Here is a 23,110-nt window from a genome sequence, read left to right as displayed (position 1 = left end):
CCCTCGTGGGGCTTATTATTGATTGAAGTAACGGTATCATTATGAAAACAGATGAAATTCCAGTGCTAGGTTTATCGAAAAATAGACAAGAAGCCATGCAATTTGTGGATAAGCATTCTGACTACATTCTAAAAAACCAAGGGCAGTTGCCGATTATCAGAAAAACGATTGATTGGGGATTGAGTCGCGGTCAGGGAAAGCGTTCTGGTGGTATGGTTAAGGGCGGAATGTGTACCATCATGGGTAAGGTCTCATACGATGGTATTGATATGAGTTCATTCCAGGAATTGGCTAACGAAAAAAGCAAAGCGGTTGTTTTTCAGGATGTGAATAGATGCGCAAGATATGCCGCTGCGTACAATTTAGGCTGCAATCATATTGAGTCAATGTGTTATGCCATTAAGCCGAATTTCTCAATCGAAAACTTGATGGAGAAACGGGGTTAACTACCCCGCTCTCATTTTGACTTTTATTTGCTCGATTTTAAGAAATCAAGATTGTAGAACCGTTCACCTTTGGAAAGCATGTTGAATGCTTCTGGCAAGTCTGAAAGTTTGGATACATCATCCAGGAATCCATCGCTTTTGCTACGCCATACAATGCCCTCAGAGCCTTTCGGTACGTTTGGCATACCTTGAATGCCAAAATCACCAACAGCTACCTTATCGCCCTGCTTGAGAACAATTCGATACACATTAACGCCGATCCACTTGTTTTGCTCATCCCATCCATCAGAATGAGCTATTTGCGTATAACCAAACTCAATTGGATTCGAAACAGATTGAATGATTTCATTTTTATTCTGAGCTTCATTATCTGATTTTATGAATGTTGTCGCGCCCACAGTGCAGGACAGCATAATGCCAATGCACAAGAGCGCCCCTTCAAAAACGCCAGTATTAAAACCGTTTTTAATCTTCATTTTCCAGATCACCAAAAATGGATAGTTTCTTATTGATTTCTCGAATATCACAGAAGCCGTTTTTAATTGCTTCAAGCGCACTGATATGTATGTTTTCCAGACCTGAGTAAATCATTTTGCCATCAATATCAATCGATACAGCGCCGTTTTGTATATGGTGTTCTAAAGCTTCATCGAATTTGTTGTTAGCAATCATTTCACGTAATTTCGGAGTTACCTTAAGATACTCTGCAATCAAAAATGTTTCGTTGCTGAAGCGGTTTTCGTCAGACTTTCTAAAGCGAATGTTTGCGATTTCATCAGGCATGAAAATCTCATTGACGCAATCAATAACCTTTTGCTTTGCTTCAGGAAGTTTCTGATATTCATCAAATGTAATGGAGTTTTCTTGAGTCAACTTGTCAACGGGGATTTGGTATAAAATGCCATTGATAAAATGTGGATTGCCAAGCAGCTCTCGATCAACCCCTAGCGTTTCTAATCGCTTAAATACTGAAAATGCACTAGCTGACGAAACAGTGGTTAATACTTGATGACCACTTAGGGCAGAATCAGTCATCGCTTTTAACTCCTGATTTCCTTTAATTTCATCAAGCACGAAAATATCAGGGTCATTGCGCAATGAGTTTAGGAATGAGCGGTCAAACTCATCTTGGTCTCTTCCTTGAACCTTCTCGATGTTGATATTTTCACCTGAGAAACAGTTATTAAGTAGAAATTGAATTGTTTCTTGAGCTGTACCTTGAGCGTGACCAGGACTAGCAACGATGAAAATACCAACGCATTCGTTAAGAACTTCACGGATCAGCTTTTCTTGTTCTGGTCTTATGCCTGTATCAGATATTTTTCCTAAAACTTTCATATTTTTTTCCTTTATTGTTGATAACAAGCATTATACAGATTAATTAAATAAATAAAATATCGCAAAAACATTGACTGCAAACAACATTCATGTATAATAAAAACATAAATTAAATAATTAAATCGGAAATCATCATGACTCCTAAACTTGAACTTGTTATCCGTAAAATTCATAACAACCTGATCATTACAGGTGTGATGGTCACTGATAGCTTTAAAGCGGGTGACTTTATGGGCTTCAAACTAATCGGTAACAAGCTGGATGAAAATACTATCGCGGTGTTCATCGACAAGCAGGAAATTGAAATCCGAGATCCGTACAACCAACAATTTAAAGACTCGTCCTTAACAGAATTGCCAATGAACGATATTTGGCAAAAGTTCAAGTCTCCTGAACCTAATGAATTTGGCGGAGTGGCTATTGGTCGAGATAACCTGCTTTTTGCTGATGAGAGTTCTGAGCAAGTATCACGTACAGCAATCATCTCAGTTATTGACTTAAATGAGTTAACATTCGATTTTGAGCATCACTGCGCATTCCGCTCAGTGCAGGTTGAGGAAGTCGAAGATATGTACGTATTCATTCTGAAGAAAGACACCAGTGATGACACGTTAGAGCTTCTGGGAACCTTAATGGGCGATAGCCTTAATAGCTTCTATTCAAAACCATTCTGGACTCGCGATAATGGCGAAAAGTACCGACTTAAGACGGTAAACCACCGTGAAATCGATGCTCTATACAAACTTCAAATTAGCGAGATTGCGCAATTCGGTGAACTAACAAGGGAAACCGAGGAAGCTGTTACGGCTAAGAGTCGCTGGCTTAAGTTAAACAAAGATGAGTCGTACCGTGCATTCTTATCAGATATGATGAAGCGATGTCCGTTTTATCTTGATGCCTTTGACCGCATTCTTACGCCTGAAGAATCAAAGCTAATTGATGAACACACTAAAGCAATCATTGAAGAGATGCACGGTTAAAAGTGCATAATAATAACCTTTTAGTGGTTGAGTGTGACTTTTTTCTCTAAAAGTCACATATGCTGCACTTATAAGGAGAGCGAAGAAAAGCCAATTGAAGTTCACAGCTTGCTGTGTTTTACCCTCTACAGGGGGTAGAGATAAATTTACCCTCTAATGGGGGTAAAATACGTTTTACCCTTGACTGCGGGTAAAACTAAAACTACCCTTTATCGAGGGTAAAATGAGGAATTGTTATGTTGATAACATCATCCAGGCAGTTAGCAATACATCTTCGTGATGAAAGAAAAAGCAGGAAGCTATCTCAAGCAAAAGTTGCCGATCCAGTAGGGATAAAACAAGACACGGTTTCTAAGTTTGAGGTTAATCCTGAAACCACCAGCATTCAGACGCTATTTCGAATCTTATCATCGTTAAATTTGGAAATGCATATTGTGCCGAAAGGTCAAAGCATCGACCCAAAAACTGATACTGAGAGTGATGAGAAATGGTAAAGCAATTACGCGTGTTAATGAATGGTGAGTCGGTAGGGGTGTTCACTAAAGAACCTAGTGGTGCTCATAGCTTTCAATACTGCGAAGAATGGTTAAACTCTAGTAAATCTCGCCCGATATCATTATCAATCCCCCTTCGCCGTGAGCCGTACAGGGGTGATATAGTGATTAACTTTTTCGACAACCTGCTTCCAGATAACCCTCAGGTTCGAGACCGAATCGTTGCTCGATACGGTGCCAAAACAAAACAGCCATTCGATCTTTTGGAAAAGATAGGGCGCGATAGTGTTGGGGCAATAACCCTTATTCCTGAAGGCGAACCGATTCCAGAGTTTAAGGGGATAAGAGCTACTGAGCTTTCCCTTATAAAGCTTGAACAAGTTCTTAATTCCTATGCAGACAATATCCCTTTAGGCATGGTTGATGGAAATGATGATTTCAGGATCTCAATTGCTGGCGCTCAAGAGAAAACTGCCTTGTTGAAGTTGGATGAGCGTTGGTTTATACCGCAAGGTGCAACTCCAACCACACACATTATAAAACTTCCGATTGGTGAAATACGGACGCAGGACAGCGTTTTAGACCTAACAACCAGTGTTGATAATGAACTCGTGTGTATGAGGATTTCTGAAGCGTTTGGACTGCCTACAGCCTCTTGTGACGTTATTAGGGCTGGTGGAGTAAGGGCGCTTGCCGTTGAGCGTTTCGATAGACGATTCTCACAACTAAAAGATTGGATTGTACGCTTGCCTCAAGAAGACTTTTGCCAGGTGTCTGGTATGCCATCAGCAAGCAAATATGAATCAGATGGTGGTATCGGTATTGAAGGAATAATGGATCATCTTCTTGGATCAGAGGTTCCTCAGGAAGACAGGAGAACCTTTATGCGTTCTCAAGTTCTGTTCTATTTACTTGCTGCAATAGATGGTCACTCAAAAAACTTTTCGCTATTCATAGAGCCTCATGGTAAGTACCGTTTAACGCCTTTGTACGACATTATGTCAGCCTACCCTCTTATGGGTGGTAGAGGGCTTCATGAAAGAAAAATCAAGCTGGCAATGGGACTAAAGGCAAGTAGCGGATACAAACGTAAGTGGCATCAGATACAGCCTAGACATTTTATCGGTACAGCGAGGCTAGTGAAGTATTCATCGGACTCTATGAGAGATATTCTGGATGAGTTTATTGCTGATTGTGGACAGGTTATCGATCTAGTGGGGAACAATCTTCCAGATGATATCAATGAGAATGTTCGGGATAAAATCTTTGAGGGATTAACAAAATCAGTGAAAAAACTGAGTCTTGGTCTGAATGATTAGTTTGATAAAGAGAAGCGTTGGCTTCTCTTTTTCATTTAACGCTTAAGTCTGCTTTCGCACTCAATGGATTCAGCTCGCGCAATAATGCGTTTCAAGGTTTCCACATTACAAATTTCACGCATTGCTTGTATGACGCTTTCTGGTGAGGACTCGATTAGGCGCTTATCTAGTTCTGTCGGTTTTTTCCACAATGCGTTGAGCTTAATTGCTGTAATGTCGCAAAAAAACAGATTACCCTTGATTTCATCGCTAAGTAAAAAAATCGGTTCTTTTGCGTCTTTACTAATAAGATCATGAGCTTGCTCGCAAGTAATTTTTTCCCAATCAAGCTGTTCTTCCAACTCTAAAAATCGGAAAAGCATAGTGTAATTATGTTCAAAATACTGATCTGATTTATCAGTATTATTAATCATTAGTTTTTCACCTTGATAGGTAAATTCGATTTCTAGTTCGAAAATATTTTCCTTAGCACAGAGGCTCAATATAGATTTTTTTTCGTCTAGAGTTGGTCGGTTTCGTTTAATACCTGCTTCAGCAAAATTAGGGGCTAAAGAACCTTTAATTGCTCTTCTAAAAAGAGGTGATAATAAAGCGTACTTATCTAAATGGGGTGGCTGAGAGTCAAACAGCATCTTTATATGAGCAAAATTCAAAAGAATTGACATATTTCCTCTGACTAGATCATGGTTTATGTAATGCTCTTTTATTTCTTCGTAAATCATAAGGTTCACATTTATTTGTTAATTTACGAAAGAATACAATAAAAACATGATTTTTCAAAGATAAATAAACGGCGAACTACATCGCCGTAACATGGTTTTAAGAATGGAAATGATTAATCGCGAGGTGGTCTTTTATGATTCTCAGCGAAGCTCTTAAATTCATCCTTTGAAACTTGACCATCACCATTTGCATCAATCATATCAAAAAACTTATCAGGATTCGGTCTCATGCGCTTGTCCTGACTATCAGCCCTCTCGTGCTTGCCAGGGCGTTCAGAATTCGCCTCGTGACGTTTGTGGTGCTTTCCTTTCGGTGGTTTGGCATCTTTAAACTCATCAAATGTAATAGCGCCATCGCCATTAGCATCAATTCGATCAAACATGCGCTTTTGCATGTCTTCCCTACTCATTTCATTTAAATCGCTCGGGTGCTTATGGATTGATTTGCACACCATATCTTTGGGGCATTCAAAATCCATTCGAGAATCATCAGCAGCATTAGCAAGAGGTGACAAAGAAAGAATGGTGGTAATTGCTAGTAATTTAAGTGATTTCATAATATTGCCTTTATTTATTTAATTTACAGATTAATATTATCGAATTAAATGTAAAGTTAAATACAGCAATTCGTAAATATAGGTAAAGTACAAAAGGCAGTGAAATAAATAAGTGGTTTTTTTTGAAAATAAAAAAGGCAGTAATCAAAGATACTGCCTTTATATAAATGGCTTATTTGCCTGAGACGAAGTCTTCGAGCATTTCTTGTCGCTCTTTCTCAACAACTTTTAGGTCAATACCTAAATATTCAGCTAGAAGTTGTTCGCGGCTCTTGTTAATTTTTTGAGGTTCGCCGTAATTAAGGTGATTCCAATCGCGAAGCTCAAATCGTTTCGAGTCACACCAATCTAAAAAATTTCGAATAGTGTTGAGTTCTTGTTCGTGAGAAGCAAGCTTCTCACACTCAGGATAGACCTTTTCTTTATTTTCGCTAACGTATATGCCCTCTGAATCGATTATTTCACTAGGTTAAATACCTAATGCGGTTTTAATGTAATTAAGCTCAATCATCAATGCATCATTACGCTCTTTCGCGCTCGAATGATGATCTGCAACTTCACTATTTAGATTTGGTGAATAGGTGATTTTTGACAAAATGCTATACACGCCAAACCAAAATTGACCTAAGGGTTTTTGCTTATTGCCCTCTACATCGCCACTGATAAAGCCATGCTTATACATCTCGCCTCGGATACGCTCATAAATCGGCTTTGACCACTCATCTAAACCAGTGTAGTGCGTTTGAGTGCTTGGATTTGATGAGTCCACCAACTGTAAGAACTCAAGGAAATCACGGTGAACGGATGTATATAAGACATCTTTACGCTCTCGGATTGATGCGCACAAATCTTTGGTTTCAATAAGTGATTTCATTGTTTGTATCCTCAATTTATATTTTTAATTATACATAAATAAGGGCGCTGGTCAACGTAAATAAACGCCCTATTAAATAGAGCGTTTTAGGTTGATTTTTTACTGTGCGTTAGCCGACTCAGTGAGCTTCGCTCGATATTCTTTTGCTCTCTGGATATCGTCGGTTGAGTGAGTAATGTTCTCATTGATTTCAATGTAGTGGTCAACAGCAGCCAGCTCATTTTTAAAATGGAATACTTTGATTCTCAGAGCTGAGCTTCGCATACCAAAGAAACTAAAGCCTGCGTCCGTAACCAGTTTGCTTTCGATGAATTCACCATTACCAATAGGGAATTTCATATCGCTCAAGACTAAAAACCGCATGACCGCTGTAAGACGCTGTAGCCCGTCCAAGATAAAGCAGTTGCTGTTACTACCATCCAGTGAATATAAGATGATGTCAGGAGCCTTAAAGCCTTTTAATAGGTTATGGATAAAGGATTCTTGCATATCCGAAGTCCATTTGTCGTTATCACGCTGGAATTCAGGTACGCACGATAGAACTTTTTCGGCAAGCTCCTTTAGTAACTCAGGTGAATTTGCCTCGGATACGCTACTGATGCCCTTTTCCTTTAGCAACTGACGGTATTCTGATCTGAAAAGGTAAAAGCCTAGTCGGTCAAAAGCATCATGCAGCTCAATGCTGGTTTCATGAGCAAATAAGGTGTAGGTACTATGTCGGCACTGGTGCTCAAACAATTTCAATTTTTCTTCGTTGGTCATATTGCTGCCTATTAAGATAGGCTCTAGACAAGCTAGAGCCAATACCGATTAGTTTTATTTAATCTCTGTATAGATGAGTTTACACTGTGCTTCATCTTCTGTGATTAGATACGTCTTGCCTGTTTCTTTGCAATAACCTTTTAACACGGTGCCTAGACGTAGCAATGCAACTGCACGATGAACACCATTAAGAATAGCGACTTCATCTTCATTGATGGCATGAACAGGGATTGTCACAGGTTGAATCTTATCAGTAGATCCTGATTTTTGACCGCGTTGATTTTTAGACATTGCAGTTGATGCGCTAACCAGTGATTTTAGTGAGATGATGTTTTCCATGTGATTCCCTTAATCGTTCGATGACTCAACTCTATGTTTATGATTATACATTTTTAATGGTTAAAGTCAACAAAATAACTTTAATTATTAAATAGAGAATTAATAGTAACTCTTAACGAACTCTTCAAAGTGCGATACGTATAGGGATTCAACCATCTCTTTCGCCTCAAGAAACGCCTTATCTTCGTAAAGCGCATCGATATCATCGTAAATCATAGTGATATCTCGGCTGCTTAATGAGCAATGGACTAGCGCACCTCGTGAAGACATATACTTTGAAGCTGGCTCTTGCTTTAAGATGTTCGTCACCAGCGCCTTTAGTGATTCATCTTTCTCTACAGTAACAAGCCAGTCAGAAATTAAGGTAAGTGCGCCATGCATGAGACCGTGAGCGCGTACACGCTGTAGAGGTTTTACTTTCTCTGGGGCTTTGTAAGGCGAGTCCTTAACTGCATTACATAAGGATGCAAACAGATCTCCTTTAGCTTCAGCCAGGGCAAGAGATAGCTCTTGTTCTGTGTAGTCTCGATATTTAAAACTATGAACAAAGTTAGGCATGGTTTCAGAGGGTAAATCATAAGTGTCGTCTCCGTGCTCATACTCTTCACGAAATGGACTGATCAGAAGATCAACGGAAACGTTTAAGGCGTTAAAAGCAATAGATTCTTTTGCGATTTGGATGACTAGATTTTTCATGGTGTGTTCCTTTTATTTGTTGTTCACCATTATATATTTATTTATTAAAAAGTAAAGATAATTAACGTATAGCAAAAGAAAAGAAGACCAAAATTGATACGTGAACACGACAGTGTTCTTTTTTTATTAAAATCAAATAAAGTATCTTATATTTCACAGAAAGTTAGGTATAATCAGGTCTAAAAATAATGAGGAATAAATATGAATGACCCTTTAGAAATAGAGCTGGCTCAACAAAAGGCTTTTTTCGAAAAAGAAATCGAAAAATTGTCGCCAGAAGGTAAAGCAATGTTTGATGGCTTCATGAAGGATTTAGATGCTTTATGGGAGAGGTCTTTTACAAGCACTGATAATGTTGAACAGAAGAATGCAGCCGTTTTTGCCTTTACTGTTTTTATGCATAAAATCACTGGTGGGCTGGAATAGTTTTGGTATGAAGAAGCAACAATATTTTATAACGTGCATGATGCGAGATAAGTCTGAGCCAGGCACGGTAATTCATTTCACCTACCGAATTAAAGTGGACTCTCTTAAGGGGGCGATGCTTTTATCAAAAGCGATTGAAGATCAGATTGTGCGTTTAACTGGCTTAGTTCCTTATAGTCAATATACGAACACAATCCCATTTACTGGCTATGATTTGAAAGACTACCCACTAGTAGAAGTCAGTAATGAAAAAGCGAAGAAAACGGTAATGAAAAACAAAGCGGGACAAAATCAAACTCAATTGATTTTGAAATAGATTATGAAAAAGAAAAAGAACGGCTCTAAGAAAAAAGAAGATCTAGGTATATTGAGTGACTTGATGTTATTAGGGATGTTGCTTCTTTTGTTTGCTCTGTCGTCAGTGGATCTTACTAGCTATGATGACATGAATAACGATCCTAACAAGAAGGTGCAAAAGCTTGATGTCTATAGCTTCAGGATTGATATTGATAAAGAGATTGAGCATAGACAAGCCAGTCCTCACAACGAAAAACCAGTACTAAATGTAATTGCAAAGCAAGGTGTGTATCGTTTCGAAATTGGTCTAAAGAAAGTGCCAAACATGAAACAAGACGTATTTGTTATCAATAATGAATGGCTTTGCCCTACCGATCAGATCTCAAAAGAGTGTTTGAATAAGAATTTTAATAGGTGAGAGGGTTTTAAAGATTGCTGCGATGAAACGCAGCAATCTTTTTTATTTTCCCGTTATTGTTCAAACTCAATTAAGTGACCACTGAAAGAGCCGCTTTTTAACTTGATTCTAGGGGCTTTTAAATCCACTTTTGCGATTACATCTTTAAAGGGGATGAAGTCATTTCTAGACTTGTAACCACTGAGATAAAGCACATCAACGCCCTTATCATTTATATCTTGAACCGAACCGTCAAAGTCCATGATATTACCATCGCCATATTCGTCACAGCGGAATATAACTTTATCACCTAACTCCAACGTATCTGTACTCGCTTTCATTTTTATTTTCCGTCCTATTCGTAGAGGCGTTTTAAGGCTGGGCGTTCTTCCAGCCATTTGGTAGAGGCATCATCAGGATCTAGTCCTTGGTATTTATGTACACTACGATTCGAGATAGCCATTCATCGGTTCGCCAATGACTCTAGCGCCAGATGATGAGTACTCCACAAGCCCAATTACGGTATCGGAATCAGATGAAGAGGCATGTTTTAGAAGCTTGCTCTCGAAGTGATTAAAGATGAACTCATCAAAGTTAATACCATCCCCCTCCATGAAATAATCGGTTGAGAATTTCATGAACTCGCGAGGCTCAAAGTAGTTGTCGCCAGTGTGTGATGCTACGGCAAATACAGGCGCAAACCCTTCGACATCAAGGGGGTTATCGACCTCAAGAATTTCTGACAGCTTGTTGTTAATTGCGAACAAATAGTTACCAGTTAAACAATCACGGATCTGATTTTCAATTGTCTTGTCTGATGAATACTGCATTGTAAGCGCGATAAGCTGCTCTTTTACGCTTGGAAGATCTTTCAGTTCCTCTTCGTCAAAGGTGTTCCTATCGAGTTGACTCACAGCCAATTGAACGAGTCCGAATGATTTCATTAATGGTGAAGTCTGCATGGTGTCTAAATCTCAATGGCTTAAATTATAATTAATTATATGTTTGTGCGCTTTTTAAGTCAATAATTCTTGTGTATTTCCTGTGATTTTGGTATATTGACTTTAACGAGTGGTTATCACCTAAGCAGTGAAGGTTGCTCGCTGAGGTTTCAGAGCCTCGCACTACTCAGCCTAGTAATAAGGTGTGGCGGAATTCTGCATATAAATAAATCATAGATTTAGCTTTTTCTTTAATGCTGAATTTTATGGAATTGAGTAGACATGAATATGGGTTCAGCAAAGAGGGAATCGCAATGCTACAGATCACCAACATTTCAAAAAATGACTTTCTAAACCGAATTAAGACTGCTTATGAAGCGGTTTCTGGCTCCAAGCTGGGAAGAAAGGGGCAGAATGTCGTTAATCGCATGGCTGTCATTATGCTTCATGGCGACGAAGCTTCAGGTCATAATGATCATACTCTGGATAAATTCTTCATCACTGATGAGAATTCACTACAGCGTGAGGTCATCCTCCTGCAAGTGAATGTAATTGGTAGTACATCTCTGTCAGGCGAGGACTTTGTCTTTTATGATGATAGCTTTGCAACTGTGCATGGTAACGAAAAAGAGGCAAAGGAAGAGCTTAAGAAGGTTGTTCTTCGATACTTCCAAGAGAAATATAAATCGAACCTTTTTAGCCAAAGTTTTCACCATGTTGAGGCTATTCAAGATTACTTTCAGTTTCTTCGCTTTCAAGAAGAACAAGGTTCCGCAGCATATTTCGCGGTTGGCGAGTTAGAAAAAAAGGTTTACCAATTCACTTTCGAGCAAGCGATGAATTGGGTGTTTGAGACATTTTCTATCGAGGATATTGCAGATGGGAATTTCTTTAACGCTTGTTTGTACGAGCACTTAGAGTTTCAAGTGACCCGAAAAGCAATTTAAAAAGCGCATAAAATAAATGCCTAGCGGGGCTGCTAGGCATTCTGTGTTTTCTATTTTAGCCATACTACGTATTGACTAAATCCTACTGCCTCATCACTGTAGTATTGATCGGCAATGCCTCTAAGCTTCAACCTATCCGTTGTAATCGAGCCATTATCAAAGGTGAATGAATGAGTTCCCGAGCCTATAAATGACTTGCTATCAGGAATCCCAAGCTGGCTACGTCTTGCGGCGTTATCGTACCTTGTGACAGCATGAACAAGCTTGCCGCTGTCTGTGGTAATGCTTAAACCGTCAAAGAACATCCCGTTTATAACATCGTCTCGATTTACCGCGCCACCATGCGTATTGCTGTAGCTGTCTACTGAGCTGAATAGTTCAGCTTTGAAAGTGATTTTCGCTTGGCTCCACGGTAAATTATCGGTGTTGGTAAAGAACTTGCGATCTTGGTATGAGCCATTGGCGTGACTGTGGAAGATAGCCCAAAGTGCAGTCTTACCACCAAGAGAGGTTTTGCTGAAATCTCCGTAATTGCCGCTACTTAGATCCGTGTAATTAACAAGAGTCCATCCTCCACCAGCCATATCACACTGGTAATTTGAACCCTTAAGCGGATACACATCGTTTTTAAGGCTGGAATCCTGCTCTAACAGGGTCAAGCATGAGCGATTATCTCTTGCTAGTGTCTCTTGCATGTCTTTAATCGCTACCTGCTCCTGAGCGACAGAGAACGCCTCTAGACCATCAATCATATGTTTTAATGTTGCAGACTGATTCACGCTGCATTGCTGGATTCTGTGGTATTCCGTTTTGCTAAATGATTTTGATGAGTCGGCTTTCCAGTCTGAGCAGTCATACGGAGCTGAAACGTCCTCAAAGCCATCAGAAACAACGTTAACGCTTCTTGATAGTGTCAGGTCAACCGTTCTTCTTTCGATCTCTTCCTGCTCCATTACAGCGTCAGAAAACCTATCTTGAGATATGTAAGTAACTGTGCGCGTTTCATCTTGAGAACAAGTCGCTTGCTGTAAATAAGAGGTGCCAGGTTCAGCAGAAGAATCAAAGGAAGACCAATCATTGCAATTGTATGGCTCGCCATACTTTTTCCAAGTTGTAGCCCGAGTGCCACCGTCATCCCAATAGCTAAGGGTCTCAGCTACGTGAATCTTTATGAAGTAATCACCATCCCCTACCCCGCTTTCCTCACTGGCAATCGCATGAGAATTAAGAGTTGCTAGGATCGCAATTGCGAGTAGCCTTTTTTGGGCTGGCATATTCGTAATCATATTATTTCCCAACCAATACGTATTATTTTTAATTTAATTAATTTTTATTTATGTTATAAATATTATTATGACATCGATCACACTAATATCAATAAATAAATAATAATAAAAGGTTAGGTAACATCATGAGTAACTTAGTTATAGTCGTGATATCTATAGCAATTCTAGCTCTCGTTAGTGGCGCTATGTATTTTTACGGCGGAGACATATACAAGGAACAAAAGATATCTGCGGAAAGTGCAAAATACATAAATCAAGCTCAACAGGTCAACGCTGCTTACATTGCTTATAAAGCTGATGGTAAGGTAATAACTCCAAGCTTCGAAACGTCAGAGCTAAAAGAGCAAGGGTATTTGAAGGAAATCCCCATTGGATGGGATATATACCCTGGACTGCTTGGAACAAAGATAAGTGGTAGCGAGGATTTGAAGCAATCAGTTTGTTATGAAGTCAATAAGAATGCTGGATTTGAGTTTGATGCGTCAGAAGATAATGTAAAACCTTTGATAAGTGATGCTTCAAAGGCAATCCCCTATTGCAATAAGGAAGGTATTGAGAAAGTGCCATGTTGCTATCAATAAAATAACAAGCCCTGAGACATTTAATCTCAGGGCTGACTTTTCACATCATGTTTTGCAAGACAGGTGCAAATGCTGAGAGAAGCATTAAGACAATCATTGCGCCAATTACAACTTGGGTTTTCTTTGATGGTTGGTCTGGGTTATTCATTTTCACTTTCTTCTTTGCTTATTTCGTCTTTAATGCGGATATCTTCCCATGCATCTCTGATACGATTTTCTTCTTTAATTTTTTGGGCGCGGTTGATAATAATATTGTCTGCTTTCATCAAGAAAGATTTTGATTCTTGAATAAATTCTTCTGGCGTAACTGAGGTCAGAATTTCGCTATCACCAGGAAAATATGCGTCAACACAATATTTATTATCACCGCATCGATTCACGTTTAATGAGTCAAGCGTCATTGCATAATCAAAAAACTTGTCTTGATCAATAATTGATTCATTATTTGCGTAATATCCTGCTGATCCATTACCAGGATGTGTTTCGCTTTTATCAAGAACTGTAACCGTGACGTAATTATCATTAAATTTGCAAATAACGTCAATCGGGTATTGTTCAAGTGAGTAAGTTCCGTCCAGTTGAGCGCGTCGAACCTGTATAGAGTCGCACTGAGACTTCAACTCAATCTTTTCATCAAAGCTATAACTCTGCTGTGAGTGATCGATGCCAGTGAAAAGCATTCGAGCTTTGGTAATCTGATTTGGTTCAGATGAGACCAAGTGAACCTGAGGATCGATTTCTAGTGGTGGTTCGTTTTTTAATGCTGATTCAAAACTTTCTTGGTTTGCGCTAGATTGAATTATCGTATCAGATTGAATTTCAAGTTCTGGGTTTGTCATTCCTTTGCTAACAACTACTGCTGTAAACGCAGAAGAAGCGATTATCGAGGATATAATTGCACCAAAGAAGTATGGTTTTTTGATATTCATTACCGTTCCGCTTTTTATTGATTAATATTTATTAATTGATTGATTCTATCATAATATTGCGTCAACTCAATGATTTAAGTAAACTCGTAAAGTCAATCAAAAATAACTAAATATAGGTCTTAATACATGCCAGAGTGCAATCAGCAAATCAGTATGAAATCGCTAGCTTTTTGGGATACCCCTGAGAAGGATGTGGAAGACGCACAGGCAAAAATGGATTCGATCACCAAATCCCTAAGCAGTGAACAGGTGAAGACTCTAGAAGAGTTGATTGAATGGATTACAAATGAGGCAGAGTACACTACGGTGTACGATAGAGAGCCTAATTAAAAAAGAAAAAGTCGATGATGAAAGATACAAGTAAGCAAGATTTAATCACCCCTGATGTACAGGGTTCTAGCTCTAAAGACAGTGACGCGACTACAAGATTAAAAGCTATGATGGCTGCATGTGAGGCGGGAGTTTTTACGTCCCCTAACCGACCTAAAGACAGCTCAAAACCCAAGCGAGATTTTGAAGAAATTCCTGATAACGTAACTGTTTACGCAAGCCTATAGTACGATAGGTTGTTTTATTCAACACCTTATTTTATAATCGATAAATTAAATAAACAAAACGGAAATAAAGATAATGACTAAACCACGTCTAACACTTTTAACTCAAGAGCTTAAAGATAAACTTTACGCGGACATCAAAGAATTTCGTAACATGAATGGTCTGCCTATTGAAATCAAAGATGAGCTTCAAAAGGATCATGATTCTCTGCATACCTCACTTCACGTTGAAGAGTTGAAAGAGTTGGCTGAGGCAAAAGACCTTGTTGAAATCAGTGACAGTGTAACTGATCAAGTTTATGTGCTAACTGGTCGCGCTGTTCAGCTTGGCAAGTGGACGGAAGCTGTAGAATACAGCGTTGAAGTATTGCTGCACGTTGCGAAAAGCTACCAACTTGATTTTGTGCGTCTATGGGATGAAGTACACGCATCTAACATGTCAAAAGCTGCTAAGAGCATGGAAGAGTACCTTGAAAACGAACGCTACTATGCAGAACAAGGCGTGAAGGTGGAAGCCGAAGAGAAAGACGGTCTATTCATCATCAAGTGTGCAGAAGACTGTGACGACTACAAGGGATCGCCACTGAAAAAAGGTAAGGTAATGAAATCTATTTACTACAAGCCTGCGGATCTAACATTCGTTCTTGATAGTAAATAACTCTTTCATTGATAGGTTCACCTGTGAAGAAGAATATTAGCAAACTGACTGAACATTATATGTGTTTGTCACATTTTGCGAATAGTCTTAGTTGTTTTGGAAAAAGAGTAGCGTTTCAAAAAACTCTAGATGGATACATTTCTGGAAGTACTCACAGACACAGTCTTTTGGCTGGAAATAAAAACTTAAGAATACAAATGCAATCATTGATACATTGCGTTGGTTTTGAGTTAAATTTGGACATAAAGCCAAAAGAAGTGGACTGCAAAAACATCATGAAGTGGATGTTTGAAGCCAAATACTCAAGAGAAGAAAGTGTTGATTTTATTGTAAAATCGGGGGTCGGTGATAATGAGCCGTTGCAAGTCTCGATTTATATTCAGTCGAATTCACTTTCAATCATCAGGGAGCTAATTAAGCTTTTAAACACTCACCTTCAAGAAAGCTAAGAAGCTCACAAACAACACTCATTCAAGGTTACATTAAGGGGTTCTGATCGAACCCCTTATCTTTTAAGCGCGGTTAACTGACAAGATGGTTGTAAATTAGCCGCAACTGACCAAGAAATTCATTGTTAAGATCATTAGGGTGAGCAATATGACCTGTTTTGTTTCGCCTTTCTGTTTCTCTCATTAGTATTTCAGACGAAATGTCTTGGATATTCCAAACGGCAGTCAAGAGTGCATTGCCATCGATAGACGACTTATCACCAGTTTTAAATCCATTTTTTGTCAGCACATTCAAAGTTTCACCAATGATAGCACTGCTCCATAAGTTGTAGTCGCCATTATGTTTCGCATCAATAGGCTGATTGCTTTCACAAAATTCCAGCATGTGTAACAAAAAGGCTAGGAAGTTTGGCTCTACTTCTTCTGGTTTGGAAAAGAGGCTTAAGATGATGTTTGTTGGTTTGTAATGAAAACCGCCCTCATGCCAGGAAGAGAAGTTCTCTTTGTACGGAAAGCATTTGTTCGTCAATAATGCAGCGACCTCATGGAACTTCTCTGGGGTGTAGTCGATGATGCGATACGTATCATCTGTAAAGTGATCTTCATTTTGAATAACTAAATCAGTTGAATCATGTTCAAATCCCACATGAACCCATTCAATCCCTTCTGTTTCGCGGCTTCCAGTATGCTGGCAGGCAATATCGACAAAGATTCCGTGTTCGGGATCATAATGTTCTACACGTTTATTCAGGTATTCCTTAACCATATCCATAGAGTTAAGTAACTGTGCTTGGACAGAATCCCCTAAAGGGTCAGTCAGTTCAGGTCGAAATGTCGCGTAGATGAGCCAGTGAGGTTGCTTGGTTTCTTTGAAAATGCGCTCACATAGCCCTAGAAGTTTTTCAGTTTGCTGATGCTTAACCATAACTCTTTCCATATTAGGTGCAAAAAATACTGACTCCAAGTAAGGAGTCAGCATAAGGATTAAGGCTTAATACCTAATTTCGTTAGCTGCTCGATAGGGTTATAAATCTTCTCGCCCTCGCCTAACTTCGCTTTTGCTTGGTCGTAAACTTCCTGCAATGATTTAAGACCATCTTCATACTCCAGCATTTCAGTAAGGTCTTTAATCCCTGTAAAGCTTACCTCATGGAAGCGTAAAGGGGTTCCGTAAACAATCGATTTCTTGCAACGCTTCTCGATCTTAATAAGGTTCTTTTGTTCGTTCGCCTTATTAATCAGGTCATTAACAATGTAAATGAACACATCATGGCTGTTCATGTCTTCACGGTTAAAGAAGCTCTGAGCATCATATTCATTGCAGAAATTGTTGAATTCTTGCTCTGCTTTATCCGTCTTAAAGTTAACTTCCGCCACACCGCCACCGCAACCTGGATCGTAAAATGATGCCAGAATCTTACCTTTGTAGTAGACACTGCACTGTGCGGTTGTCGGGTCGTTTAAAAATCCAGTTTTTACACTTTTTACCAAAAAAAGCTCATGAACTTTTTCGGCTGTAAGAACTGACTTTCCCGTCTTCTGTTTTCGCATGGCGAATCCCTTTATGATAAGCTTTAAATATTTATCGGATACAAGCATTATACATAAATAAGGTGAAAATACAATATTTAATTATCTTATTTGGAGTTTAATATTCAATACATATTGAATGAGCAGAAAGCCCATTTTTAGTAGGGCTTGCTATTGGTTTAGCTCTGAATCAGATCGTCACGACTGTACCCTTCTACGCCGATAATAATAAATCCGTGTTCTGTTTCTTCCCCTGAAATGCATGACTCGACTGCCTTACGTACTGGCATATCGTAATACATCGATTCTTGAGCATCTTCATCTTCTAGGTCTTCTTCCTCTTCTGATACAATAATGCTCATCGGAGTATCTGATTGATCGGGATAAAGAACTTCAATCTCGTAAGTTCCAATGCAAGTTCGACCATTGATGATATCTACAATGTCTTCTTGTTTTTTTGTTAATTTGTTCATACGGTTCTCTCCTTACAATAATGCATAAAGGCGTATCTTTAATCTATATCCTTATTATACACGAATTGACTTTAAAGTAAATAAAATTTAATAGTTAAATTTTCAGAATTTCTACTTTTTATTAATTAAAAAAATTGACTATTGGATTAATTACTATATAATTAAAAACATAAAGTAAGCAAATAAAGGAAACCACCATGAAAACTATCTACACTGAAACCCAAAAGAAACGTATGGGTGAACGCAAAGCTAAATACCTATTTGGCGTTGAAGATGAAGAGGGTTTTGTAACCACTCTAACCTTTAAACAGTTTATGGCGCACGAGGCTAAATACAAAGAGCCTGGTGAGCATGTTCAAAAAGAAGTGATGAAAGCTCTCTTAGCTCAAATTGCTTCATTCCGTGATAAGATTGAATACAATACATGGTCAAAACAAAACAGCCCGACTTTCCTAGAAAAGGTTGAAAAACTTCTAGATATGGGTGCAAAATGGTCTAAGTCAGGAATTTTGTCAGTATAACCAATTACATATTAGGGCGGAAAATCCGCCCTAAGTAGAAGGATTTTCAAATGAAAACAAAAAGAAAAGCAGAAGACTTCAAGGTGGATCAGAAAGTGTCTTGGACTTCCCAAGCTCGCGGTGCCGTTACTAAAAAGTCAGGTAAGGTAGTGGCGATCAAGCCTGTGGGTATTTCATCAAGCGCTTACGCTAAAGCATATTTCCCTAATCATGCAAAGATGTTCGACGGTCATCTGGACTCTAGAAAAGTCACTTTGTTGGTAGAAGTTCCAAACGGAAACGCAAAGCCAAAACTGTACTTGCCATACCCATCGACATTGAAAGACGAAGATTGAGATTGTTCAGCATTTATGCTGAACTTTAAAAAGGAATATTGCTGATGAAAACCCTGACCCCATTCAATGTTAAACGATTTGTAACCAAGCAAATCCCGCTTAATGACTTCCCTCTTCTGCACGACTATTTGTTGGTTAGTAATGAACATGCCGAGCCTAAAGCTGAGTATGTGGCGAAGATCAAGGAAAAAATGCTACAAAAAGGTTACAGTGCAGAACAATTTAATGAAATGATTAAAGTGTTTAATGATGCTCAAGTTACCGTTTCATATAAAATCCCTGGTGGTCATTGCAAAGGTAATGAGACTATCTGGGCTTATGTAACGGATAAGATTAATGGAAGCGCCCCATCTTGGCGAATTGATCATTCTTAACCTTTATTTCAATATTAAAAATACAGCTCAACAATCACCCTTAAGGTCACTCTTTTGGGTGATTTAGTTTATTTAAAAGCGAAAAATATCGTTTAAATAATGAAAGTATTGGAGAAAGAAGTTGGCAAGCGAACAAGAATTTACCTACCCAAGTGACTACAAAATAGTGTCGATAACTGACCCAAGCAGCATAATCAAATACTCAAGCCCTCACTTCAACGAAGTTGCTGGTTATGATGAGGGAGAATTGCTAGGCCAGCCTCATAATGTGATTAGGCATCCAGACATGCCAAAAGCAGCGTTTAAGGACTTATGGACTCACATTCAATCAGGTCGCCATTGGATGGGAATGGTGAAAAACAAAAAGCGTGATGGCGGATATTACTGGGTAGACGCGTTCACCTCCCCTATTATGAAGAACGGCAAGGTTGTTGAGTATCAATCTGTTCGATTGAGTCCAAAGCGTGAATATGTTGATCGCGCTGAGAAAGCCTACAAGAAAATCAGGAATAACAGTAAACCATTAAAGCTTAAACTCCCTAAGACTAGGCTTTGGCAACGTTGCTTAATGGTTTTTGCTGTCAATTTGCTTGCAGCATATCAGTTACTCACATTGATGAGTCCAGAAGCCGCTCTGCTTGGCTTTTTCGGTTTATGTGTCCTATCAGTCTATATTCTCACGAGACCTCTTGAGAAACTGTGTAAGCGCTCTAAAGAGGTGTTTAATAATCCATTGATGGAATACATATATACAGGCGATGTTTCTGACTTTTCAGAAATAGAGCTAGCAATGAAAATGCAAAGCTCTCATACAGAATCTATTCTGGGTCGAATGAGTGTTACTGTAATGGAAAACTGCAAGGACACCGTTTCTAGCATGGGTGATTTGAGTAAGTATGGGGATGCAGTTACAAAGAACCTGAATGACCAAAAGGGCGAGCTAGAGCAAGTGGCTACAGCGATGAGTCAAATGCAGGCTTCCTCCCTAGAAATTTCAAGTAGTGCTCAAAAAACTTCACTCTCAAATAGTGAGGCAAAAACGGCAATGGAATCTGGTCACAAATCAGTTGAAGACTCTACCAATGCAATTGTGAATCTGTCGAATAAGTTAAATGAGATTGCTGGAATGCTTGAGACACTAAGTCAGCAAAGCGCTCAAATTGGTACAGTTGTTGATGTGATTCATAGTGTAGCCGATCAAACCAACCTACTTGCGCTTAATGCTGCCATTGAAGCGGCTAGAGCTGGTGAAGCAGGTCGAGGATTTGCGGTAGTTGCAAGTGAAGTTAAAGTGCTCGCGGAGCGAACACAGTTATCGACTACTGAGATTCAGACTGTTGTTGATGCCCTACAATCGAATATAAGTAATCTGGTGATGAGCTTAAATAATGGCAAGTCCCATTCTGATAATTGCGTTGAAAGGATTACCTCTACATCTGAGAAGATAGCTCAAATCGGCAATTTGATTAGCGATGTTCTTGAGGCTGGGGAGCAAATGGCTGTCGCAATTGAAGAACAGTCAGTTGTAACCAAAGAAATAAACCAGAACATTCAAATGATCAATGAACAATGTTCCGAATCGTTTGAGTTGATGACGCAAACAAATGCCAAGATTAACAATGTTCAGGCAAAAGCGGTAGAACTTGAATCTGTCATAGACAGCTTTTCTGACCGATAAAAAAGTAAGGGCTTGTTAAAAGCCCTTAGTTTTTTAAATCTGGATTATTCTTCAATATCCGATTCAGCCACAGATACTCGTGAAGGCTCCATTTCACCGCGAGAAATCGATACTGCTTCCTCTAGCGACTGCTCAAGCTTTTCAAAAAAACCTTGTTCCATTTTTTATTCCTCTTAATAAATCAAAGGCATAATAAGTCTTTATCATTACATCTGTCAATGGTTGATAGAGATAATAAAATAAAGCAAAAAATGCTCTATCATGACAATGATCACATAGCAGTAAACAATTTAAATCCTGAAGAAATTACCATTATAAATACATTAAATTTAATAATTAAAAAAGTTGACTCACAAATCAATATGGATATAATGAGAAACAAGAACTGGAAAAATCCATAATAAATTAATGAGTTACAAAATGAACTACATCACGCGCCAATACCAATTAATCGGTTCAGTTTCAGGTGAGACTATCTTTTCCGATTTCGAATCAGCTAAGGAATCACTTGAGCAAAATTCTGACAACACTCTGGTAAGTAAAAAACAGAGCTGTGCGCTAATGGAAATGACTAACGGCGTATACACCAAGGCGTTTCAATTCAATAAAGGTGAGTTGGTTGAAGACTCTGTAGCGTTAACTCCTTTTCGACTGTTAGATTCCGAATCCGTTGATCTGGTAAAGCTCATTAAATTCGAAGATACCGTAGATACTGTGACTGCTGATTTTAGTCATGGTGAAACGGGTGTCTATAAAGTAACTGTAGCCCCCGCTTTTAGTCAGACTGCTGATATTGCGATGAGTCAATTAAAAGAACAAGCAAAAACGCTAGGCAAAGAACTGCCGTGTGTTGAATATGATTGGTCGCAAGCAATTTCTGGTAACACCCCTGTAGATCAGAAAGTGTTTATGCTGTTTTTGCATGATTGCGAAACAGGAAAGCCTATTTCTTTTGCAGAAGTTCATCTGCAAATTTCAGAAGGTTGCAGCACCTTCAACAAGAACAAAAAGAAAAGCGATGCTAACCTTCCAAAACTATCATTGAACCTTGTATGCTCATTTGTGTTGCCAGAATATGAAGATGTGGAAGTAAGCAAACTGCTAGGATTGGGTATTCGCTCCATGCTAAATGGTGCGTTTGATAGCAATAAAAACAACTATGCAGCATTACATGAAAGATTTGGTCGAATCAATCTTCAAGTAAACGCTTTTGAGGATAATATTCACGATTTAGAGTTTGCTGAAATCGCCTCAGATAGAATGAATATGACTCTGTGTTTTTCATTAATGGAAATGAATCTAGAAATTAATGATACAAAACTAATGATTTTTTAATAGGAGGGCTAAAGCCCTCTTTTTAATTTGAATATGTATTGATTGTTATTTATCATTTTTAAAAAATAACAGGATTGATAAATGATAAATATAGTTAAAAAATTATTAAGATGCCCTTCATACATAGCACTTTATGCATCTGTTTTATACTCACTATATCTAGGTGGGCAATGGGCTTTAGGTAATGACAGCGTTGTTTATTTAGCCTTTGATACGGCTTTAATCCATGTACTGATTGTCTTTGTGTTTATATTCGCAGATTTTATTGGTCTAGGGGATCTGTTTTTCGTTCGGGATGAAAAAGCAAAACCGAGAGATATGATAAACGAAGAGGGTCTTCAATTCGGTATTTTGCTTTTTTATTCGTGGATTGTTATCCCTCTTGGGCTTTTATTCGTAACTGATTCACTTGAGCCGACCAAAGAAAGTGGTGTTGGATCGCTTGTAAAGATTAGTGATGTCAAAGATGCTTCAAAGGGAAGAAATCCTCGTCAGTTGATTACTATCGACGGTACGGAATATTTAGTTTCAGGTAGGCATATCGGTGAGAATGATGAGTACATTAGAGTGAAAAAGGCGCAATCTAATGATGGAAAATACATCAGGAATTTTGCCTGCAATCTAAGTGGAAAATGCGGTTCGTACATAAAATATGCTGACCATGTTTGGTATAAACAGAAAATATAGTCTCACTGATAATCAATTTAATGCCCTACTAGCGCCGCTGTAGGGCTTTTTGTTAGATGGTGAACGCTTTTATGCGCCAAAAAGTGTTGGCATTACGCACTTTTATGCGCCAAAAAGTGTTGGTATTACGCACTTTTATGCGCGAAAAAGTGTTATCGAAATCAAATTTCACTTTTTAATTATTA

The 23,110-nt window shown here is 38.7% G+C and carries 34 protein-coding genes; 19 read left to right on the top strand and 15 right to left on the bottom strand.

The window, feature by feature from the left end; translation table 11 throughout:
* The first annotated feature begins 41 nt into the window (after positions 1-41).
* Positions 42-446 (top strand): hypothetical protein, encoded by a 405-nt coding sequence (locus R7P80_RS00685; protein ID WP_048516509.1) that lies wholly within the window; start codon positions 42-44, stop codon positions 444-446.
* Between the two features lie 23 nt (positions 447-469).
* On the opposite strand, the gene R7P80_RS00680 is transcribed toward R7P80_RS00685, so the two are convergent.
* Positions 470-922 (bottom strand): hypothetical protein, encoded by a 453-nt coding sequence (locus R7P80_RS00680; protein ID WP_140294255.1) that lies wholly within the window; start codon positions 920-922, stop codon positions 470-472.
* Complete coding sequence (locus tag R7P80_RS00675; protein ID WP_318096402.1) at positions 912-1,784, bottom strand: ATPase, T2SS/T4P/T4SS family; 873 nt, start codon at positions 1,782-1,784, stop codon at positions 912-914. Before R7P80_RS00675 ends, R7P80_RS00680 begins: the two co-directional genes overlap by 11 nt.
* Before the next feature lie 134 nt (positions 1,785-1,918).
* Between R7P80_RS00675 and R7P80_RS00670 the strand changes: the two genes are divergently transcribed.
* The 3 genes from R7P80_RS00670 to R7P80_RS00660 all read left to right on the top strand — a co-directional run bounded on the left by R7P80_RS00670 (position 1,919) and on the right by R7P80_RS00660 (position 4,577).
* Positions 1,919-2,764, top strand: a complete 846-nt coding sequence (locus R7P80_RS00670) for a hypothetical protein (RefSeq protein ID WP_318096400.1) — start codon at positions 1,919-1,921, stop codon at positions 2,762-2,764.
* Positions 2,765-3,000: 236 nt separating this feature from the next.
* Entirely contained in the window at positions 3,001-3,258 is a 258-nt protein-coding gene (locus tag R7P80_RS00665; protein ID WP_020330721.1) for a helix-turn-helix domain-containing protein, read from the top strand.
* Positions 3,252-4,577: a type II toxin-antitoxin system HipA family toxin gene (locus R7P80_RS00660; protein WP_229623906.1), complete on the top strand. Its 1,326-nt coding sequence runs from the start codon at positions 3,252-3,254 to the stop codon at positions 4,575-4,577. Before R7P80_RS00665 ends, R7P80_RS00660 begins: the two co-directional genes overlap by 7 nt.
* Positions 4,578-4,612: 35 nt before the next feature.
* Here R7P80_RS00660 and R7P80_RS00655 read toward each other — a convergent pair whose 3' ends face one another.
* The 6 genes from R7P80_RS00655 to R7P80_RS00630 form a co-directional block, all read right to left on the bottom strand.
* Positions 4,613-5,299, bottom strand: a complete 687-nt coding sequence (locus R7P80_RS00655) for a hypothetical protein (RefSeq protein ID WP_229623907.1) — start codon at positions 5,297-5,299, stop codon at positions 4,613-4,615.
* Positions 5,300-5,412: 113 nt separating this feature from the next.
* Complete coding sequence (locus R7P80_RS00650; protein WP_229623908.1) at positions 5,413-5,856, bottom strand: EF-hand domain-containing protein; 444 nt, start codon at positions 5,854-5,856, stop codon at positions 5,413-5,415.
* 469 nt (positions 5,857-6,325) lie between these two features.
* Complete coding sequence (locus R7P80_RS00645; protein ID WP_020330727.1) at positions 6,326-6,730, bottom strand: hypothetical protein; 405 nt, start codon at positions 6,728-6,730, stop codon at positions 6,326-6,328.
* Positions 6,731-6,829: 99 nt separating this feature from the next.
* Positions 6,830-7,492 (bottom strand): DUF262 domain-containing protein, encoded by a 663-nt coding sequence (locus R7P80_RS00640; RefSeq protein ID WP_318096395.1) that lies wholly within the window; start codon positions 7,490-7,492, stop codon positions 6,830-6,832.
* Positions 7,493-7,546: 54 nt separating this feature from the next.
* Entirely contained in the window at positions 7,547-7,831 is a 285-nt protein-coding gene (locus R7P80_RS00635; protein ID WP_229623909.1) for a hypothetical protein, read from the bottom strand.
* A 99-nt stretch (positions 7,832-7,930) separates the two neighbouring features.
* A complete protein-coding gene (locus tag R7P80_RS00630; protein ID WP_318096393.1) occupies positions 7,931-8,527 on the bottom strand; it encodes a hypothetical protein in 597 nt (198 codons plus the stop codon).
* 201 nt (positions 8,528-8,728) lie between these two features.
* Here R7P80_RS00630 and R7P80_RS00625 point away from each other — a divergent pair, with 201 nt between their 5' ends.
* The 3 genes from R7P80_RS00625 to R7P80_RS00615 are packed head-to-tail and all read left to right on the top strand — an operon-like array spanning position 8,729 to position 9,668.
* Positions 8,729-8,953, top strand: coding sequence for a hypothetical protein (locus R7P80_RS00625; RefSeq protein WP_021485441.1), 225 nt, complete (start codon positions 8,729-8,731; stop codon positions 8,951-8,953).
* A gap of 7 nt (positions 8,954-8,960) precedes the next feature.
* Positions 8,961-9,269 carry a hypothetical protein gene (locus tag R7P80_RS00620; protein ID WP_198434351.1) on the top strand — a complete coding sequence of 103 codons (309 nt, stop codon included), beginning with the start codon at positions 8,961-8,963 and terminating at the stop codon, positions 9,267-9,269.
* 3 nt (positions 9,270-9,272) lie between these two features.
* Complete coding sequence (locus R7P80_RS00615) at positions 9,273-9,668, top strand: hypothetical protein (protein WP_229623910.1); 396 nt, start codon at positions 9,273-9,275, stop codon at positions 9,666-9,668.
* Positions 9,669-9,721: 53 nt separating this feature from the next.
* On the opposite strand, the gene R7P80_RS00610 is transcribed toward R7P80_RS00615, so the two are convergent.
* Both R7P80_RS00610 and R7P80_RS00605 read right to left on the bottom strand, forming a co-directional pair.
* Positions 9,722-9,988 carry a hypothetical protein gene (locus tag R7P80_RS00610; RefSeq protein ID WP_045592332.1) on the bottom strand — a complete coding sequence of 89 codons (267 nt, stop codon included), beginning with the start codon at positions 9,986-9,988 and terminating at the stop codon, positions 9,722-9,724.
* A 102-nt stretch (positions 9,989-10,090) separates the two neighbouring features.
* On the bottom strand, positions 10,091-10,609 hold the full coding sequence (locus R7P80_RS00605) for a hypothetical protein (RefSeq protein ID WP_318096389.1): 519 nt from the start codon (positions 10,607-10,609) through the stop codon (positions 10,091-10,093).
* 293 nt (positions 10,610-10,902) lie between these two features.
* On the opposite strand from R7P80_RS00605, the gene R7P80_RS00600 reads away from it, so the two are divergent.
* Complete coding sequence (locus R7P80_RS00600; protein WP_241619422.1) at positions 10,903-11,535, top strand: hypothetical protein; 633 nt, start codon at positions 10,903-10,905, stop codon at positions 11,533-11,535.
* 50 nt (positions 11,536-11,585) lie between these two features.
* On the opposite strand, the gene R7P80_RS00595 is transcribed toward R7P80_RS00600, so the two are convergent.
* Positions 11,586-12,821: a hypothetical protein gene (locus R7P80_RS00595; protein ID WP_318096386.1), complete on the bottom strand. Its 1,236-nt coding sequence runs from the start codon at positions 12,819-12,821 to the stop codon at positions 11,586-11,588.
* A gap of 125 nt (positions 12,822-12,946) precedes the next feature.
* Between R7P80_RS00595 and R7P80_RS00590 the strand changes: the two genes are divergently transcribed.
* Positions 12,947-13,402 carry a hypothetical protein gene (locus R7P80_RS00590; protein WP_038128469.1) on the top strand — a complete coding sequence of 152 codons (456 nt, stop codon included), beginning with the start codon at positions 12,947-12,949 and terminating at the stop codon, positions 13,400-13,402.
* A gap of 140 nt (positions 13,403-13,542) precedes the next feature.
* Here R7P80_RS00590 and R7P80_RS00585 read toward each other — a convergent pair whose 3' ends face one another.
* Positions 13,543-14,331, bottom strand: coding sequence for a hypothetical protein (locus R7P80_RS00585; protein ID WP_318096384.1), 789 nt, complete (start codon positions 14,329-14,331; stop codon positions 13,543-13,545).
* A 126-nt stretch (positions 14,332-14,457) separates the two neighbouring features.
* Between R7P80_RS00585 and R7P80_RS00580 the strand changes: the two genes are divergently transcribed.
* The 4 genes from R7P80_RS00580 to R7P80_RS00565 all read left to right on the top strand — a co-directional run bounded on the left by R7P80_RS00580 (position 14,458) and on the right by R7P80_RS00565 (position 15,992).
* Entirely contained in the window at positions 14,458-14,661 is a 204-nt protein-coding gene (locus R7P80_RS00580; RefSeq protein WP_118895481.1) for a hypothetical protein, read from the top strand.
* Between the two features lie 14 nt (positions 14,662-14,675).
* Entirely contained in the window at positions 14,676-14,888 is a 213-nt protein-coding gene (locus R7P80_RS00575) for a hypothetical protein (protein WP_038128473.1), read from the top strand.
* Positions 14,889-14,961: 73 nt separating this feature from the next.
* Entirely contained in the window at positions 14,962-15,543 is a 582-nt protein-coding gene (locus R7P80_RS00570) for a nucleoside triphosphate pyrophosphohydrolase family protein (protein WP_053318614.1), read from the top strand.
* Between the two features lie 23 nt (positions 15,544-15,566).
* Positions 15,567-15,992 carry a hypothetical protein gene (locus R7P80_RS00565; protein ID WP_229623917.1) on the top strand — a complete coding sequence of 142 codons (426 nt, stop codon included), beginning with the start codon at positions 15,567-15,569 and terminating at the stop codon, positions 15,990-15,992.
* 73 nt (positions 15,993-16,065) lie between these two features.
* Here the strand turns inward: R7P80_RS00565 and R7P80_RS00560 are convergent, their stop codons facing one another.
* From R7P80_RS00560 to R7P80_RS00550, 3 genes are all read right to left on the bottom strand, one after another.
* Complete coding sequence (locus R7P80_RS00560; RefSeq protein WP_318096379.1) at positions 16,066-16,917, bottom strand: hypothetical protein; 852 nt, start codon at positions 16,915-16,917, stop codon at positions 16,066-16,068.
* A 59-nt stretch (positions 16,918-16,976) separates the two neighbouring features.
* Positions 16,977-17,543: a hypothetical protein gene (locus R7P80_RS00555; RefSeq protein WP_318096378.1), complete on the bottom strand. Its 567-nt coding sequence runs from the start codon at positions 17,541-17,543 to the stop codon at positions 16,977-16,979.
* Positions 17,544-17,701: 158 nt separating this feature from the next.
* The gene (locus tag R7P80_RS00550) at positions 17,702-17,995 is read right to left on the bottom strand and encodes a hypothetical protein (protein ID WP_318096376.1); all 294 of its coding nucleotides are present in this window, start codon (positions 17,993-17,995) and stop codon (positions 17,702-17,704) included.
* A 197-nt stretch (positions 17,996-18,192) separates the two neighbouring features.
* Between R7P80_RS00550 and R7P80_RS00545 the strand changes: the two genes are divergently transcribed.
* The 6 genes from R7P80_RS00545 to R7P80_RS00520 all read left to right on the top strand — a co-directional run bounded on the left by R7P80_RS00545 (position 18,193) and on the right by R7P80_RS00520 (position 22,925).
* A complete protein-coding gene (locus R7P80_RS00545) occupies positions 18,193-18,516 on the top strand; it encodes a hypothetical protein (protein WP_020330741.1) in 324 nt (107 codons plus the stop codon).
* A 50-nt stretch (positions 18,517-18,566) separates the two neighbouring features.
* Complete coding sequence (locus R7P80_RS00540; RefSeq protein WP_020330742.1) at positions 18,567-18,851, top strand: hypothetical protein; 285 nt, start codon at positions 18,567-18,569, stop codon at positions 18,849-18,851.
* A gap of 44 nt (positions 18,852-18,895) precedes the next feature.
* Entirely contained in the window at positions 18,896-19,225 is a 330-nt protein-coding gene (locus tag R7P80_RS00535; RefSeq protein WP_048516485.1) for a hypothetical protein, read from the top strand.
* 121 nt (positions 19,226-19,346) lie between these two features.
* The gene (locus R7P80_RS00530; protein ID WP_318096372.1) at positions 19,347-20,903 is read left to right on the top strand and encodes a PAS domain-containing methyl-accepting chemotaxis protein; all 1,557 of its coding nucleotides are present in this window, start codon (positions 19,347-19,349) and stop codon (positions 20,901-20,903) included.
* A 420-nt stretch (positions 20,904-21,323) separates the two neighbouring features.
* Entirely contained in the window at positions 21,324-22,238 is a 915-nt protein-coding gene (locus R7P80_RS00525) for a hypothetical protein (RefSeq protein WP_318096370.1), read from the top strand.
* Positions 22,239-22,319: 81 nt separating this feature from the next.
* Positions 22,320-22,925, top strand: a complete 606-nt coding sequence (locus tag R7P80_RS00520; protein WP_038128477.1) for a hypothetical protein — start codon at positions 22,320-22,322, stop codon at positions 22,923-22,925.
* Positions 22,926-23,110 lie beyond the last annotated feature (185 nt).

The sequence above is a fragment of the Vibrio sp. 2092 genome (assembly GCF_033339635.1).
GTDB lineage: Bacteria > Pseudomonadota > Gammaproteobacteria > Enterobacterales > Vibrionaceae > Vibrio > Vibrio alginolyticus.
Note: the sequence above shows the minus strand (reverse complement) of the source record. Positions and strands in the feature narration are given on the sequence as shown.